This is a genomic window from Nocardia sp. NPDC050630 (assembly GCF_044457245.1).
Classification (GTDB): Bacteria; Actinomycetota; Actinomycetes; order Mycobacteriales; family Mycobacteriaceae; genus Nocardia.
In genome coordinates this window covers 69,282-84,461 of record NZ_JBITGN010000023.1, presented here as the reverse complement: position 1 = coordinate 84,461, position 15,180 = coordinate 69,282, and the positions used below count along the sequence as shown (strand labels likewise).

General features: G+C 64.5%; 15 protein-coding genes and 2 pseudogenes. 9 read left to right on the top strand and 8 right to left on the bottom strand.

Annotation, left to right across the window (positions count from 1 at the left end; all coding sequences use genetic code 11):
- Positions 1–814: 814 nt before the first annotated feature.
- The 3 genes and pseudogenes from ACIBG0_RS36115 to ACIBG0_RS36105 all read left to right on the top strand — a co-directional run.
- Entirely contained in the window at positions 815–1,180 is a 366-nt protein-coding gene (locus ACIBG0_RS36115) for a hypothetical protein (protein ID WP_397038981.1), read from the top strand.
- Positions 1,129–1,692, top strand: a pseudogene (locus tag ACIBG0_RS36110) (tyrosine-type recombinase/integrase); the annotation flags it as partial. The gene ACIBG0_RS36115 and the pseudogene ACIBG0_RS36110, both read left to right, overlap by 52 nt.
- A gap of 166 nt (positions 1,693–1,858) precedes the next feature.
- Positions 1,859–2,014: pseudogene (locus ACIBG0_RS36105) on the top strand (phosphoribosyltransferase); the annotation flags it as partial.
- A 38-nt stretch (positions 2,015–2,052) separates the two neighbouring features.
- Here ACIBG0_RS36105 and ACIBG0_RS36100 read toward each other — a convergent pair.
- The 4 genes from ACIBG0_RS36100 to ACIBG0_RS36085 all read right to left on the bottom strand — a co-directional run bounded on the left by ACIBG0_RS36100 (position 2,053) and on the right by ACIBG0_RS36085 (position 4,774).
- Positions 2,053–2,442 carry a MarR family winged helix-turn-helix transcriptional regulator gene (locus ACIBG0_RS36100; protein WP_397038980.1) on the bottom strand — a complete coding sequence of 130 codons (390 nt, stop codon included), beginning with the start codon at positions 2,440–2,442 and terminating at the stop codon, positions 2,053–2,055.
- 216 nt (positions 2,443–2,658) lie between these two features.
- On the bottom strand, positions 2,659–3,138 hold the full coding sequence (locus tag ACIBG0_RS36095; RefSeq protein ID WP_397038978.1) for a hypothetical protein: 480 nt from the start codon (positions 3,136–3,138) through the stop codon (positions 2,659–2,661).
- 144 nt (positions 3,139–3,282) lie between these two features.
- Positions 3,283–3,606, bottom strand: a complete 324-nt coding sequence (locus ACIBG0_RS36090) for a hypothetical protein (protein WP_397038976.1) — start codon at positions 3,604–3,606, stop codon at positions 3,283–3,285.
- A 496-nt stretch (positions 3,607–4,102) separates the two neighbouring features.
- Positions 4,103–4,774, bottom strand: a complete 672-nt coding sequence (locus tag ACIBG0_RS36085; RefSeq protein WP_397038975.1) for an MBL fold metallo-hydrolase — start codon at positions 4,772–4,774, stop codon at positions 4,103–4,105.
- Between the two features lie 256 nt (positions 4,775–5,030).
- Here ACIBG0_RS36085 and ACIBG0_RS36080 point away from each other — a divergent pair, with 256 nt between their 5' ends.
- Positions 5,031–5,639 carry a helix-turn-helix domain-containing protein gene (locus tag ACIBG0_RS36080; RefSeq protein ID WP_397038974.1) on the top strand — a complete coding sequence of 203 codons (609 nt, stop codon included), beginning with the start codon at positions 5,031–5,033 and terminating at the stop codon, positions 5,637–5,639.
- 144 nt (positions 5,640–5,783) lie between these two features.
- Positions 5,784–6,119, top strand: a complete 336-nt coding sequence (locus tag ACIBG0_RS36075) for a hypothetical protein (RefSeq protein ID WP_397038972.1) — start codon at positions 5,784–5,786, stop codon at positions 6,117–6,119.
- Here ACIBG0_RS36075 and ACIBG0_RS36070 read toward each other — a convergent pair.
- Positions 6,116–6,736 (bottom strand): TetR/AcrR family transcriptional regulator, encoded by a 621-nt coding sequence (locus ACIBG0_RS36070; RefSeq protein WP_397038971.1) that lies wholly within the window; start codon positions 6,734–6,736, stop codon positions 6,116–6,118. The two genes, ACIBG0_RS36075 and ACIBG0_RS36070, sit on opposite strands and share 4 nt — an antisense overlap.
- Positions 6,737–6,835: 99 nt before the next feature.
- Here ACIBG0_RS36070 and ACIBG0_RS36065 point away from each other — a divergent pair, with 99 nt between their 5' ends.
- Positions 6,836–7,726 (top strand): metal-dependent hydrolase, encoded by an 891-nt coding sequence (locus ACIBG0_RS36065; RefSeq protein ID WP_397038969.1) that lies wholly within the window; start codon positions 6,836–6,838, stop codon positions 7,724–7,726.
- Positions 7,726–8,766, top strand: coding sequence for a PDR/VanB family oxidoreductase (locus tag ACIBG0_RS36060; protein ID WP_397038967.1), 1,041 nt, complete (start codon positions 7,726–7,728; stop codon positions 8,764–8,766). Before ACIBG0_RS36065 ends, ACIBG0_RS36060 begins: the two co-directional genes overlap by 1 nt.
- Before the next feature lie 152 nt (positions 8,767–8,918).
- Here the strand turns inward: ACIBG0_RS36060 and ACIBG0_RS36055 are convergent, their stop codons facing one another.
- Genes ACIBG0_RS36055 through ACIBG0_RS36045 form a run of 3 tightly spaced genes read right to left on the bottom strand, consistent with a single transcriptional unit; the run spans position 8,919 to position 12,933 of the window.
- Positions 8,919–10,397 (bottom strand): flavin-containing monooxygenase, encoded by a 1,479-nt coding sequence (locus tag ACIBG0_RS36055; RefSeq protein ID WP_397038965.1) that lies wholly within the window; start codon positions 10,395–10,397, stop codon positions 8,919–8,921.
- On the bottom strand, positions 10,394–12,043 hold the full coding sequence (locus ACIBG0_RS36050; RefSeq protein ID WP_397038963.1) for an acyl-CoA synthetase: 1,650 nt from the start codon (positions 12,041–12,043) through the stop codon (positions 10,394–10,396). The genes ACIBG0_RS36055 and ACIBG0_RS36050 overlap by 4 nt, the downstream gene beginning before the upstream one ends.
- 32 nt (positions 12,044–12,075) lie before the next feature.
- Positions 12,076–12,933 carry an SDR family NAD(P)-dependent oxidoreductase gene (locus ACIBG0_RS36045; RefSeq protein ID WP_397038961.1) on the bottom strand — a complete coding sequence of 286 codons (858 nt, stop codon included), beginning with the start codon at positions 12,931–12,933 and terminating at the stop codon, positions 12,076–12,078.
- Positions 12,934–13,048: 115 nt separating this feature from the next.
- On the opposite strand from ACIBG0_RS36045, the gene ACIBG0_RS36040 reads away from it, so the two are divergent.
- Both ACIBG0_RS36040 and ACIBG0_RS36035 read left to right on the top strand, forming a co-directional pair.
- Positions 13,049–14,062, top strand: a complete 1,014-nt coding sequence (locus ACIBG0_RS36040; protein ID WP_397038960.1) for an AraC family transcriptional regulator — start codon at positions 13,049–13,051, stop codon at positions 14,060–14,062.
- Between the two features lie 178 nt (positions 14,063–14,240).
- The gene (locus ACIBG0_RS36035; RefSeq protein WP_397039050.1) at positions 14,241–15,131 is read left to right on the top strand and encodes a class I SAM-dependent methyltransferase; all 891 of its coding nucleotides are present in this window, start codon (positions 14,241–14,243) and stop codon (positions 15,129–15,131) included.
- The last annotated feature ends 49 nt before the right edge of the window (positions 15,132–15,180 follow it).

Below are 15,180 nucleotides of genomic sequence, written 5' to 3'. Positions count from 1 at the left end.
CCGACATGAACCCCCACCTCAGATTTGTCCTAGCCGAAGCCAGGTCGGGGTGACGTGCGGGTGACCATCCGATTCGATCGTCGCCACATGCGCGACAGCACGGCATCACGTAATCGGCAAACAGTGTGTCTCATAGACAGACTGGGCTGGAGGAATCGAACCTCGATGGTGTGCACGCCTGCTCCAGGGGTGGCGCGTTCGTCGAAGATCAGCTTTTATGGATGAGGGAGAATCAGCAGGCTGGGCAGAAAGCAGTGCCCGATGCCATCAATTCGTCACGACCAACACAACTCCGCCTCGGCAGCGAACGGCTTTAACCTTCCGTACCCTGACAGTCGAGACGCACAATCGCCGTCTGGATCGACTGCGGGTAACGCAGCCAGCCTGCAGTTCAACGAGTTGTACCGAGCTTCGAGTCGACTGACCGAGTCGCTCGACGTTCCTTTCGCGTTTCCGGGTGTTATCGACAACCCAATCGGCGCACTGCACTGTGCATCCACGACGATCAATGACCACGGTCGCCTGTCGGACCGATCGTCACTCAAGGCTCTCAGATGGGCTCCAGGGCAATTTGTCTCGTTCGACGGGACCACCGCATTGTCGTTGCCCGGTGTGCTCGTCAGAGCCGGTGGGCTGTCGGGCGTGCTGGATATCTACGGATCCCGTCCGCGAACCGTCACCGCTGCAATCTGAATCCCGGTGACCGGGCCCTGATCGCGGCCGACCTCACGCGGGACATCTTGGTTGTGTTACCGATCGCCGTCGTTGCCACGGCTTTATGGAACTACCTCTCCGACTCCTGGCAGTAGCAATCATGACCGACGACCTGAACTCCGCACTGCAATTGATCGCCTCACGCCTCGGCATAAACATCGCGGACCTTACTGACAGGATCGCTGCGCCGGAGACGGCACCGACTTTTTCCGAGTACATCGCCAAGCTGCGGACAGCCTTACCCAGGACCACGACGAGGAACTACAGCTCCTACTGGCGAATCATCGAAAATGCTTGGGGCGATAGAACACTCGACGAACCCACCGCCACCGAGGCAACCGACCTGATACAGCGGCATCGCAGCCGCGCGTCGCGCGCGCCAATTCCCGCGGTGGGCGCGGCGCAGCGGCAAACATGGTGTCCACGTTACGGTGCATCTACCGTCATGCCGAACTCGATGGTCTGATCAGTCCCGCCAACAATCCGGCTCAGAAAATCGCGAAGCCCCGACGCCTCGACAGTCCACGCCACGCCCTCACCCGAGATCAGATCATCGCGATCGGAGAGATCGCTTCCTCGACGGGAAACGACACCGAGCTGGACGCTCTGATCGTCCGCATACATATCGAGACAGCCTGCCGACGAGCCGGCGTTCTCGGTCTCCAGGTCAGCGACTTGGATCCAGACAGTTGCCTGCTCAGGCTTCGCGAGAAAGGGGAAACCATTCGCTGGCAACCGATTTCCCCGCTTCTGATCGGTAAGTTACTCGAGCACGCGAGCACACGTGGAGGCGAGGAAGCCACCAGCCAGGTACTCCGATACCGCGATGGTCGCCCCATCACCACCCGACGCTACGACCATCTGACCGCGCGGATCCGGAAGCACCTCCCATGGGCTGCGCGTCTGCAGGTAACGCCACACTGGATCCGGCACACGACCCTCACCTATGTGGAACGGCAGTTCGGTGAAGCCGTCGCGCGCGCCTACGCCGGCCACGCTCCGTCGGCAAACGCCAGCGCGACCCCGATCTACACCCGTGCCGGAATCGTGGAGATCGCCGAGGCCCTGGTCGCGCTGACCGGACAACCCCACCCGCTGGCACGCAAAGTTGCGCACCCGCTTGCCCCGAGAGGCGCCAGTGCATGTAGTCGCCGAGGTGCGCTGCGCGGTCGTGTACCAGAAGCCGCATTCGGAGGTCGACTGCGAGTATGTCTGGCGGCGCACCGACCGCTGGATCAACTTCCCCTGGTCCACCGAACCGCCGGTCGTCGATCGGCAGGCCCGAGTGCTCGACGCCTGAGGCACACGACTCGGCACGCCGCTTTCGTGCGACGGTGACTACCCGCCGGAACGCTGGGCTGTTGCGGCCTCGAGCCGGGCGCCGAGCGCGTTGACCTGGTCGCGCAGTTGGATGAGATGCTCGATCGGATATCCGACCTCGGCCATGACGGCCTCGATCATCTCCCGGGCCTGTGGTTGCAGTGCACGTCCTGCTTCGGTGGCGCGCAACTCGACGGCGCGGCGATCATTGGTGCTGCGAACGCTGTCGACCAGGCCATGCGCCTGCAGCCGCTGGACGAGCGGCGAAACTGTGCCGTAGTCCAGTTGCAGCTGTTCGCCGAGTTCCTTCATGGTCATCGTGGGCCGCTCCCACAACACCAGAAGTGCCAGATACTGCGGATAGGTCACCCCCATCCCCTCGAGAAACGGCCGGTACGCCGCGGTCATCGATCGGGATGTGGAGTATAGGGCAAAACACAGTTGTGACGCGAGCGAGAGCAGGTCGGCATCGGATCCCCCGACGGCCGCGGTAGTCCTCTTGGACCCCGCGGCCGCTCCGACACGCACCACTGGTGTGGGATGCGCTTGTTCGGGCATGGATCTGACTGTACGCACCCTTTGTGCCCCTGATCGCACCATCCCTCACTCAGAGGACGACTCCGGCTAGCTGATATCGATCGTCCCGTCGAACACCATGGGGGTCGGGCCCGGGTTGCAGTCTCGGAAGGAGCTCGTCGGCATGGGGACGCCGTAGCCGATCATGTTGGGCGCACCGTCGCGCCCCTTGGTGACGGTGATCTGGATCGCCATCGCATCGGGTGCGAAAACCATCACCGGTTCGGCCGTAGTGATCGGATAAACCAGCGACACGGTGTTGCCGTTGACCCGGAGACACGTGACAGGACCGGTGACCTTGATCGGCAGCTGCATATTCCCGAATCGGCCGGTGGCGGCATAGGTGCCGGTCGCGGGACCATCCCCCTGTCCCTGCGCCTCCACGTGCAGGACGCTCATGCCCAACACCTGCATATTGCCGTTGATCGATACATTGGTGGGCTCGGCCGCTGCCTGCCCTGCCGCCGCAACCACCGCTGTCCCGGCTATAGCCACAGATGCGGCGATGCGAGTGAGCGAAGTTGTCATAGCGAGACCTCCTACTGTTGGCTGTGCGGACGGTTACCCGGGGCGGCAGCAACCATGCCTGGCACATTCGCGACACGACTGTCGCGCAGGAGGGCATGACGATCCAGGAAAGATGAACCGCCACATGCACCGGCTACCTCGTCATCACCTGCGGCGGCGGCCTTTCGTGGGCCTGCGCAGACCCCACACCTCGAGGGTTGTCGCGATCGCCATGTATTGCAGATAGGCGGCAATGACGAGTTCGGCGCCGTAGTCGTGCAGCCAACCCCGCAAAGGCAGCAGCGCCACCAGACCGAGGCAGATCAGCAATGCACCCAGCACAAGTGCGGGAATCCTCAGTGGCGCGAGCTGCTCATCGAGGAGTGCACGGGCGGGCCGCCCCGAATCCGTGGCGGAGCGCGAGTTCGGCTGGGAGGCGGTGGGCCCGCCGGTGTTGAAGGGGTTGGGTATTGACGCTGAGTCAGCCATAGCGTTCTCCGGGCCGACACTCGGATCGGCCAAGGTAGCGATTCGGTATGGATTATGGCGCGAGACGGGTGATCGCCATGATCGGCGACCGATCCGTCCTGTCATGCGGCGCGATTGCCGCTCCCCGACGTTTATGAAGGCTAACTATTCGCTGGCCGTTGTGGGGCAGTTATTGAACTCCGAAAAGGACCGACTACTCAGCCGGCGTCGCGCGTTCGCGCGAGACCGAATCGTTACCTTCGCGGCAGATTTGGCCCTGAACTAGAGAAATACCTTGTCCGGAAAGCGAAATTCCGGCCCGCCCCAGAGGAGCGCAGCCTGCTGGCGTTACCGAACCGATATCCCCGGCGAGTCGGCTGAGCGAGAACCATTGCGGCACAGCCGACCGTGCGGACTGTAATCCACGCCGGGAAGCACCTAACCGGCTCGACCACGTTCCGGACGAGCTTGCCCCCTAGCCGCCATCGCGAGCGCGGCCCGGAGCCGACAGGCTCGATCAGCCGATTGGTGGAGCGAGGTATTCCAGCGCATAGCCGTCGCCGGAGGGGGTTACGCGGGCGATGCCGGGTGAGTCGAGGTGGGCGCCGGCTACGAAGTGGTGTGGTTGGGTCAGTTGTTCGAGGAGGGCCGCTCGCGCGGCGCAGGCCTGGGACTGGTTGCCGTCGAGCTCCCAGGACACGTTCGGCTGATCGAATTGGAGCGTGGGAACGTGAACGGTGTCGCCCCAGACCAGTAGGTGGCCGGTGCCGCTCCTGACGTCGTAGACGGTGTGACCGGGTGTGTGGCCCGGTGTCGGGATCGCGGTGGTCCAGTCGTTGATCGCGACCTGCTCCGACACGGGTATGACCCGGTCGCGGATCGGCTCGAGCCGCCCCGTGAACACCGAGGTGTCGCCCGCACCGATCCATACGCGCTCGAGTTTGATGAACGCCTCTGAACCGTCCGGCGCGATCAGGCCGCTCACGTGGTCTTCGTGCTTGTGGGTGATGGCCACATCGGTGACATGCGCGGGGTCGATTCCCGCTTCGTCGAGGGCGTCGTAGATCAATCCCATGGTGGGGTCGTGCCATACGTTGGACGCGCCGGTGTCGATGAGAAGCGACCGCGTGCCGTCGGTGATGAAGAAGGCATTGACCGACAGCCGCAAATTGTCGCCGGCCAGCGGCACGGCGGCTGGCAGCTCCTCGAGCGTGCGCCCATCCTCGTCGCGGAGCCGTGTCGGAGGCATGTCGATGTACCCGTCTCGCAAGGAGATCACCCGCAGATGACCGAATTCGAACGTGGCATGGTGCTGGCCACTCGAGATCAAACGCATGGAACCTCCGTCATGTTGGGCACATATCCCGTCTTCGATAGAAGAGGGGTTCTTCTTTAGGAGAAATATACACTGTGCGCAGCGAGGTACCCATCGATCGAGGAGCAGGGTGGTCGAGCAAGACGGAAGCGCGGGCGAACCACAACACGGTGACGACCTGGCCGGCGCGTTCGGCGGCAACGTGCGGCGACGCCGCGAGGAGGCGGGCCTGACGCTGGAGCAGCTGTCCACACAGTCGTCGGTCAGCCGGGCGATGCTGTCCAAGGTCGAACGCGGTGAGAAGAGCCCGACGATCGGCGTCGCTTCCAGGATCGCCCACGCACTCGACACGTCGCTCTCGGACCTGATCGGTGGGGCAGCTGCTGCCGCGTCTGGGGTGGCCGTTGTCATGCGCAAGAACGATCGCCCAGTTTTCCGTGATCCGGAAACCGGCTTCGAGCGGCACATGGTGTCAGCGGCCCCGGGCGCGGGAGGAGCCGAGATGGTCGTCCACTACCTCCCCGCACAGGTCTCTACCGGGCTGCTGCCCGCGTATCCGCCGGGTACGGAGAAACAACTCGTGGTGCTCGAAGGCACCCTCACCGTCGCGATCGGCGGGATCAGCGAGACCCTGCGCACAGGCGACTCCCTGTTCTTCCAGGCCGACGCGGACCACGGCTTCGCCAACCGAACCAACGCTCCCTGCGAATACATCATGGTCATCTCGCGCAGAACCTGATCGGCCGCAGCGGCACCAACTCGGCCGTACTGGGCAGCCGGTATTCGGTGCTGCTGTGGTGGGACAGCCCGAGCAACTCCTCGCAACGGGACCCTCAGGACCTCGACGGTGGCGAGTGCCCAGAACGCTGCTTCCTCTCAGCAGATGAACCTCACAGTCACCTTGTACCGCTACGGCTGGTACGCGTCGAACCGCCACGACAGGACGACACCCGCCACTTGGGTGGACATGCGGAGGCCGCGACGCATCCGGATCGAATCCGGTGCGCTGAGGTTGGACTATCAGGGGCCGGCCGAACCGGCCCAGAATGTCGCCGATGAGCTGCCCCACGGATCGCCGGAGGTCGTTGTCACGCTCGATCAGCGACCCACCGAGATCGCCTACTACATCTGCTACGGGCTCAAAGGATCCCGGCTGGTCGACCTGGCATGGACCGCGGCCACCCACTCGACTGACCAGCGAGTGTCGTTGCAGCACTAACCGCGGGCACCGGTCACAACCGGCACCAAATACCTGTGAGCGAATGCGGTGAGCTCGTCGTCGGAGTGCAGCGGGGCTGTGCCGTGGGGGGCGAGTACGAGCGAATGGACTATGCGGCAGGCGATTTCGGCGCGGGTCATCAGGTCGTCGGCGTCGGCGAGCAGTCCGCGCTGTACCGCGCGTTCGAGTGTGCTGGCGGTTGCGGCAACACACATGGTGAAGGTAGTGCCGCCGTCGACGGTGAGTTTCATGATCACTCGCTCGGGTTCGATCGCCAGCATTCGTTCGACCATGGCATGGGTGCGCCAGCGTATCACGACCGTGACGAATACGTCGGCGACGAGACCTTCGATGTTGTCGTGATGTTCGGGCATCGCGGCAAGTTCCGCCAGCAGCGTCGCGACCTCACGGCTGATTACGGCTTGCACGAGATCATCGCGTGAGCCCACCCGCCGGTAGACCGTGACTCGGTCCACCCCGGCCTGCCGGGCGACATCCTCGATCGTCGACTTCTTCACGCCGACCTTCGAGAACTGCACGAGGGCGGCGTCGAGGATCCGCGTCTCGAGATCGGCCGCATCATCGCGGCTCAGGGGTGCTTTCGACGCCGTCTTCACTCGTTCGACGCTAGCAGAGTGCGCCCGCTGTGCAACAATTTCGACGAGAATGTTGCGAGCAACATTGCAATGCAATTTGTTGCACTGTACGGTCGCCGTATGGCTGACACGGCTGGCGCGACGAAGCGCACCTACGGCGACGACGTGCATGCGATCAACGCTCGCGATGTCCATTTCGAGTTCGATTCCGTGCCCATGCACTACATCCCCGGCGAGGTGCTGGCCACGCACATCGTCAACGTCATGCATCTGGTGCTTCCCGAGGGTGAGCGGGCCATGGCGCAGGCCTTAGCCGAGGCCCTGCCGCATATCCAGGACGAACGTTTGCGGGAGGAGGTGATCGGGTTCGTCGGACAGGAGACCATGCACGCCAACAGCCATGAGGCCGCACGCGAGCACCTGCAGTCCATCGGCCTGGACGTAGACTCCTTTGTTCGCAAGGTGGCATGGCTGGTCGACCGCATTCTCGGTGATCACGGCCTGACCGGACGAGCCGAGGACCAGTGGCTCAGAGAACGCCTCGGCCTGTTCGCCGGGATGGAGCACTACACGGCCGTGCTCGGCGAGTGGCTGCTCAACGCGGACATCCTCGAGGAAAAGGGCATGCATCCGGCCATGCTGGACCTGGTCCGCTGGCACGGTGCGGAGGAAGTCGAGCACCGCAGCGTGGTCTACGACGCCTACATGTATGTCGACGGCAGTTACGCACGCAGAGCACGGACCGCGATCCTGGCCAGCCTGACCCTGCTGCCGCTGTTCATCGTTTCGACGGCGTACATGTACCGGAAGGATCCGGAGGCCGATAAGGGCAAATTCTGGTTGCGGCAGTTCGCCAGTGCGACCCGGCGCGGCGTGATTCCCAGTTGGACGGTGTTCCTGACCGAGATCCCGCGCTATCTGCGACCGGGTTTCCATCCCTCACAGCTGGGTCCGATGGACAAAGCGCTGCGGTATCTCGGGCACTCGCCCGCCGCACGGGCAGGTCATTGATGGGCAAGCCGACCGAGCCCACCCCGGTGAGTCTGCGAGCACTCGGCGCGATCATGGACGCTTACAAGAGTGTCTTCGTGAAAGGCGGCGCCGCGCCGCTGCTTTCGCGCCCGAATCCGGTGCGTCGCAGTGGCTTCGAGCTGGATGTGCGCGTCGAGAGTATCGAACGCCAGACCGCTGATGTGGTGAGTCTGACGCTACGCGCGACGAGGGGCGGGTCGCTGCCGACGTGGCGGCCGGGCTCCCATGTGGATGTGTTTCTGCCCTCAGGGCGGCAGCGGCAGTACTCGCTGTGCGGGGATCCGTCGGATCGGTTCCGCTACCGGATCGCGGTGCGACTCATCCCGGACGGCGGCGGGGGCTCCCGGGAGGTGCACACGACGCTGCGCACCGACGACCGGCTGCGAATTCGCGGCCCCCGCAACGCATTCACCTTCGTGGATGCCCCGTCGTATCTTTTCCTGGCCGGTGGCATCGGCATCACACCGATCCTGCCCATGGTGCGGGCAGCGGGCTCCAATGGTCGGCTGGTGTATGTCGGCCGGTCGCGCGACACCATGCCGTTCCTGCACGAGTTGCCCGGCGCGGATATCCGTCCCGACGATGAATTCGGTGTCCCCGATATCGCCGAACTCATCGCTCGAGCGAAACCCGGTGCGGCAGTGTACGTCTGCGGACCACCGCCGATGCTTGCCGCGGCACAGCGTTGCATGTTCGAGCTGAATCCGACCGGGTCGCTGCACACCGAGCGCTTTTCGGCGCTACCGGTCGTCGATGGCCGCGCATTCGATATCACCCTCGCACGCACCGGCGGCTGCGTTCGCGTAGCCGCGGACGAGACCGCACTGACCGCGCTGCGCCGTCGGCTCCCCGATATCGCCTACTCCTGCCAACAGGGCTTCTGTGGCACCTGCAAGGTCGGTGTCGTGTCCGGATCCGTCGATCACCGCGACCGGCTGCTCACCGAATCCGAACGTGCCGACCACATGCTGGCCTGCGTATCGCGCGCCGCTGGTGACGAACTCGTACTCGACCTCTGAACGGCCGGAGACCAAATGATGGCGGCGCTTGTGCCCGAATTCCGAAAGGCTTTCGCGTCCAGTCGAGCTGCTCTACGCCGACCCGCAGCCCGCTGGCGTGCACACGCCCGCCACGAAGGAGAGCGTCTCCCGATGACTTACTGGTGAGCCGATTACTTTGCGCGGGAACCGGTTTCGTAGGCGGCGAAGTCTACGCGGGCGGTGGCTCGAGCGTAGGCGATGTGGGAGCCGGGCCAGACGGCGACGACCTTGCCGGTCTCGGTGTGGTACCAGCCGGGACAACCACTTGTGAAAACCGTTCCGGCAAGGCGGTTTTGCAGGTCGCGGTTGTAGGCGTCCTGGACTTCGCCGCGAACATCGAGCCAGGCACCGGTACGCCCGCTGTGTTCGAGGGCCAGGCGCGCATAGCGAGCCTGTTTCTCGAGCAGGAAGATAATGGTGTTGGTGAGCGAGCCGGTGTTGGGGCCGTAGATCATGAACAGATTCGGGTAACCCGAGACCGTGATGCCGAGATAGGCCTCGGGTCCCGTTTTCCACTCGGTGTGCAGTTTACGTCCGTCGCGGCCGGTGATGTCGATCGGGGCGAGGTATTCGGTAGCCGTGAATCCGGTGCACCAGACGATCACATCCGCGTCGACCTCGGTGCCATCATCGAGCACCAGGCCCGACTCCTGTACGCGGGCAATGCCTTCGGTGTGCACGCTGACATGCTCGCGGTCCAGTGCGGGATACCAGTCATTGGACAGCAGCAGCCGATTACATCCGGCCTTGTAATCCGGGGTGACCTTGCGACGCAGCTCGGGATCACTGATCTCGCGACGGATCTTCCAGCGCAGCCAGGCGTGTATACCGACCCGAAGTGGATCGAATCCATTGAAGATGATGGGAACTCGCGACTCGTACCACAGCCATTCCAGATTGTGCTGGGCGCGGGCCAAGCCGGGGACGATGCGCAGGAGTCGACGGCTGCGCGGGTTGGTCTTGTGGTTCCACTTGTTGCCGACCCAGTTCGGGGAGCGCTGGATCACATGCAGTTCGCGCACTCGGTCGGCAATGGCGGGAACGATCTGCACCGCACTGGCCCCGCTGCCGACGATCGCGACTCGCTTGCCGGTGAGATTCACCGAGTCGTCCCATTCGGCGGAGTGGAAGTGCTTGCCCGCGAAGGTGTCCAGCCCCGCGAGCACCGGGACTTTTGGCCGGGACAGCTGCCCAGTAGCACAGATCAGCCCGTCGAACCACTGCTTCTCACCATCGGCCAGCTCCACCTGCCAGCGTCCGCTGTCCTCGTCGAAGGTCGCCGCGATGACCTCGGTATTGGTCCGAACCTTCGGCGCCACACCATATTTGACCGCAGTGCGCTCCAGGTAGGCGCGGATCTCTGCCTGGGTGCCGAAACGCTGAGACCACTCGGTCTCCAGTTCGAACGAGTAGGAGTAGGTCGGCGATGGCACGTCGCAGGCCGCACCCGGGTAGTGATTGGCCCGCCACACCCCGCCGACCCCGTCGCCCTTCTCGAAGACGGTGTAATCGCCAATATTGTGCCGTTCCAGTTCGATCGCGGCCGCCAGACCGCCGAATCCCGCGCCGATGATGGCGACCGATACGGTCGTGTTCTCGTTGCTGCTCATGCGAAGTCCAGTTCCTCCAGTTTGCGGCGCAGTACCTTGCCGGTGGCGTTGCGCGGTAGTTCGTCGATGAAGACCACATCGCGCGGCACCTTGTAGCGGGCCAAGTTCGCCTTGACGTGGTCTTTCACCGTCTGCGCATCCAGTTCGGCTCCGATGGCCGCGACGATGATGGCGCGCAACCGTTTTCCGAATTCCGGATCGTCGACACCGATCACGGCGACATCGTCCACGCCGGGTAGTTCGGCGAGCAGATTCTCCACTTCCAGCGGGTAGACGTTCTCGCCGCCGGAGACGATCATGTCGTCGTCGCGGCCGTCGATGAAAAGCAGTCCGTCGGAATCGAAGTGGCCCAAATCACCGGTAGACATGTAGCCGTCGATGATCTGTTTGTGGCGGCCGTCGGTGTATCCCTCGAACGGCGCACCCGAGCGTACGAACACCCGGCCCCGCACATTCAGGCCTTCGATGCGGCGGCCATCGTCGTCGAACAGCGCGATGCGGGTGGTAACCGGCGGTCGACCGACCGTGCCGGGGGCATTGCGCAATTCGTGCGGCTGGGCGACCGAGGCGATCGCGACTTCGGTCGAGCCGTACAGGTTGTAGAGTACCTCGCCGAAGGTGTCCTGCACCCGGCCCGCCAGCTCCGGAGACAGTGCAGAACCGGCGACAACTATTAGCCGGAGCGCCGAAAGGTCGTAGCGGCCGAGGACTTCCGGCGGCAGCGACACCATGCGATGCAACATGGTCGGCACCGCGACCAACATCTCGGCACGATGCTCGGCCAGCAACCGCAGCGTGGACTCGGCGTCGAAGCGGCGCTGCATCACCGTCTTGTTGACCAAAGCCGTCGCGACGCTCCACATTCCGAATCCAGTGGCATGGAACAGCGGAGAAACGATTACCACCGCACTGCGGCGCGGGAAGGGGATGCGGTCGACGAACAGCGCGCTCACCAGCGGCGTCAGCTTGGTGCGCGGGGCTCCCTTGGGCAGACCGGTGGTACCGGAGGTGAGAATGATGAACCCGCCGGGCCGCGCGGGCGACGGGGGCAGACTGGTATCGCCGCCGATGATCAGCTCGTCGAGCGTGCGTGCGCCGGCCGGGACGCCGTGGCCGTCGTCCAGCCAAGTCAAGACGCGCGGCAGTTCGGGTGGCACGGCGTCGAGCAGTGCGTTGAATTCGCTGTCGTGCAAGATCGCGCGCACGTTCTCGCGCTTGCACACCTCAGCGAACTGCGGTTCGGCGAAGCCGGTATTCATCATGTCCAGCCGGAATCCGGCGCGCCCCGCGGCACTGATGGCCAGGATCAATCCGCGATGATCGCGGGCCAGCACGGCCACCACCGAGCCGGGACGCAGCCCCTGTGCCAGCAGTGCGTTCGCCAGTGCATTCGACTGTTCGTCGAGCTCACGGTAGGTGAGTACGCCGCGTTCGTCGGCCACCGCCGCGGCATCGGGATGCTCACGTGCGGCCTTCATGATCAGCGTGGCCTGCGGCCCGTAGGTCTTGTTGTTCCTGGTGGTCCGCAACACCCGGTCGGGACGGGTCAGGTCGATGACGCCGCTGCGGTGCAGCCGGGCAACGGCCTGCACATCATCGGCGGCGATTTCGAGGCGATTCAGGATCGCGGCGGCAGACAAAGTCATTGTCGGTTCTCTCCTCGATAGGTCGACGGCATTCAGACCCGCGGCCCCGCTACGCGATCCAGGTAGGCCGCCCGCTCGGCGGTGTCGGCCTTGCCGATCGTGTCGTGCGTGCCGAGTAAGCGACCGATGCGATTGGCTAGGCCCTCCGGCAGCGGGCTCAGGATCCGCGCCGTCATACCGGTGAGTGCCGGCACCACTTGTCGTCCGCCGCGCCCGCTCGCCACCGCGGCCACCACCGCGCGGGCCACATCGGCGGGCTCCACAAATCCGATGCGCCGTGCCAACCAGTTCGGCGTCAGGCCAGCGATCAGTTGAGTGTTGACGAAGGCCGGGCAGATGGTGGACACGGCCACCCCATCCGGAGCCAGCTCCTGGTGCAGCGCCGCGCCGAGTCCTACCACGGCGAATTTCGATGCGCAGTAGGTCGCCACGCCAGGTGTGCCGACCAGCCCGAGCACCGAGGCGACGTTGACGATGTGGCCACGTCGTCGCGTGGTGAACCGCTGTCCGGCCAGTTTCGTGCCGATCAGCATCCCGCGCAGATTGATATCGATGGTCCGGTCGGCCAGTTCCATCGGCTCTTCCAGGAATCGGCCCGTCGGCATGATGCCCGCATTGTTGACCAGCGCGTCGAGACCGCCCAGCTGCGCGTCGGCGAGGTCGAGGAATGCATCGAACGACTGCGCATCGGTTACGTCCAGTGTCAGTCCGAAGACCTGGCCCCCCGTCGATTCCGACAGCGCCGCAGCGGTTTTCGCCACCTCGTCGGAGTCGACGTCGCCGATCGCGACGCTTGCCCCTGCCGTCAGAAACGCCGCCGCGGTCGCCCGGCCGATCCCCCGCGCGCCGCCGGTGATCGCGACCCGTGTGCCCTGGAGTTTGCTACTCATCATCGAGTCCTTGCCTGTGTCGTGTGTCACCAGGCTAGGGAGCCGACGTTGACGGAACCATGCGCATCTGGGCCAAAACTTGATTATTTCGGCCACTTCGTTGGACGATCGACAGATGATCGATCGGATGAACCTGCCGCGCTCCACAACGAGCGCGGCGATCCTGGTCGACCTCGGCATCGAACACGGCATGACACTCGCCCAGTGCCTGCGCGGCTCCGGAATCACTCCCGCCGAACTCGAGGACCCGCGTGCGGAAATCCGCGCGCGCCAGGAGCTGCACGTGGTGCGCAACCTGGTCACCGCGCTGGACTCGGTGCCAGGTCTCGGATTGCACGCTGGCCAGCGCTATCACCTTTCCTCCCATGGCATTTGGGCCTTCGCCGTGATCAGCAGCCCGACCGTGCGGCATGCGTGGCGAGCTGGAGTCGATTACATGGACATCGCCTACTCCTTCGGGCGGTGGCGTTTCGATGAGCACAACGGTGGCGGCGCGGCGGCGATCATCGACTACTCCGGCGTCCCCGACGATCTGCGCACATTCCTGCTCGAACGCGATATCGCCGAGTTGATCACCGTGGACCGAGAGGTGTTCGGCGCGCCGGTGTCGCCGGATATCGTCGAACTGTCCTGTCCCGCACCACAATACGCCGATATGTTCACCGAACTGATCGGCATCGAGCCGGTGTTCGACGCACCGGTGACCCGCATCGCAATGACCGACGAGATCCTGGATCTGCCTATGCCGCAGGCGAATCCGCATGCCGCCCTACTCGCCGAGCAGCAAGCCAGCGAGATCATGCAGCGCCGCCGCGATCGGCAGGGTATAGCCGCCCGGGTCCGCGCGGCCCTGCTCACTCACGGTGTCACCGCGAGCCAGGACGAGATCGCCACCGCATTGCGCCTGAGCGTGCGCACCCTGCGTCGCCGCCTCGACGCCGAGGACACCTCCTTCCGCGAACTCGCCACCGAAACCCGCCAATTATTGGCCGAGGAACTGCTCACCATCGGCACCACCGTCGAAGATGTCGCCCAACGTCTCGGCTATGCCGACGCCTCCAGCTTCACCCACGCCTTCACCCGCTGGACCGGAACCACCCCCGGCCGCTTCGCCCGAACCCGCCGTTGACCGCAATTCCAACGTTTCAGGTTGGCCTGCGCTTGCGGCGGTCGCCGAACACCTACTCGAGGCCATGGCCTGCCTCACCTTCCCGCAACCCACGACGCAGCCTGGAGCCGTTATCCGAGGTAGCTGGTGTGGCTGAGTTCACGGTGCTCGCGTCGTGTTCGTGAGTAGGTTCTTGATCATGGACAACCAGGGACCCAGCCGGACAGCGCTCGTCACCGCCTACGCCCGCGCCTATCACCAAATCGCTGACCGGCCAAGGATTCTTACCGATCCGCTGTCGGCACGTCTGCTGGGTGTCACTGCGGATGACCTGACCGAATTCGGCCGACCCGCGGAGGCTCGTCCCGGTAGCGATGTCGACGCGGGAATCCTGCGACTGGGTGTCAGTGATCGGCCGCGCCGCCTGTTCTTCGCTGCTCGTGCCCGCTTCGCCGAGGATCGTGTGGCCGCCGCTGTCGCTGCCGGCGCGCGGCAGGTCGCGATCCTCGGCGCGGGCCTGGACACCTTCGCCTACCGCAACCCGCATCCGAACCTACGTGTATTCGAGGTCGACCATCCCGCTACCCAAGCGTGGAAACGCCAACGCCTCGCCGCCTCCGGTATCGACCAGCCTGAGCGGTTGACTTTCGTGCCGGTCGACTTCGAAACCGGCACACTGGCAACAGGATTGGAGTCCGCCGGATTCAGCCGGACCGATCCGGCCGTATTCGTGTGGCTCGGTGTCGTCTTCTACCTGACCCAGGACGCCGCTCACACCACCCTCGAATACATCGCTCGTCAATCCGAGCCGGTCGAGGTGATCTTCGACTACCTACAGCCAGCAGACACCGACGAGGAACGTGCGCAGCTGCAGGCGCGCGCGAATCGAGCGGAAGCTGTCGGCGAACCCTGGTTCAGCTACTTCACCCCCGACGACATCGCCACACAGTTGCGCGCGCTCGGCTTCACCGACGTCGAAGACCACTCCGCCACGGACCTCATCGCTGGATACCTCGAGAGAACCGCGGAAGTCGAAGACGAACCATTCCAGGCACTGCGCCCGGTCCGCATACTACGGGCAAGCCGCTGAGGATTCTTCAAATTCCCAACCAGCGCGGGCCCAGCCGCGCACGACCAAT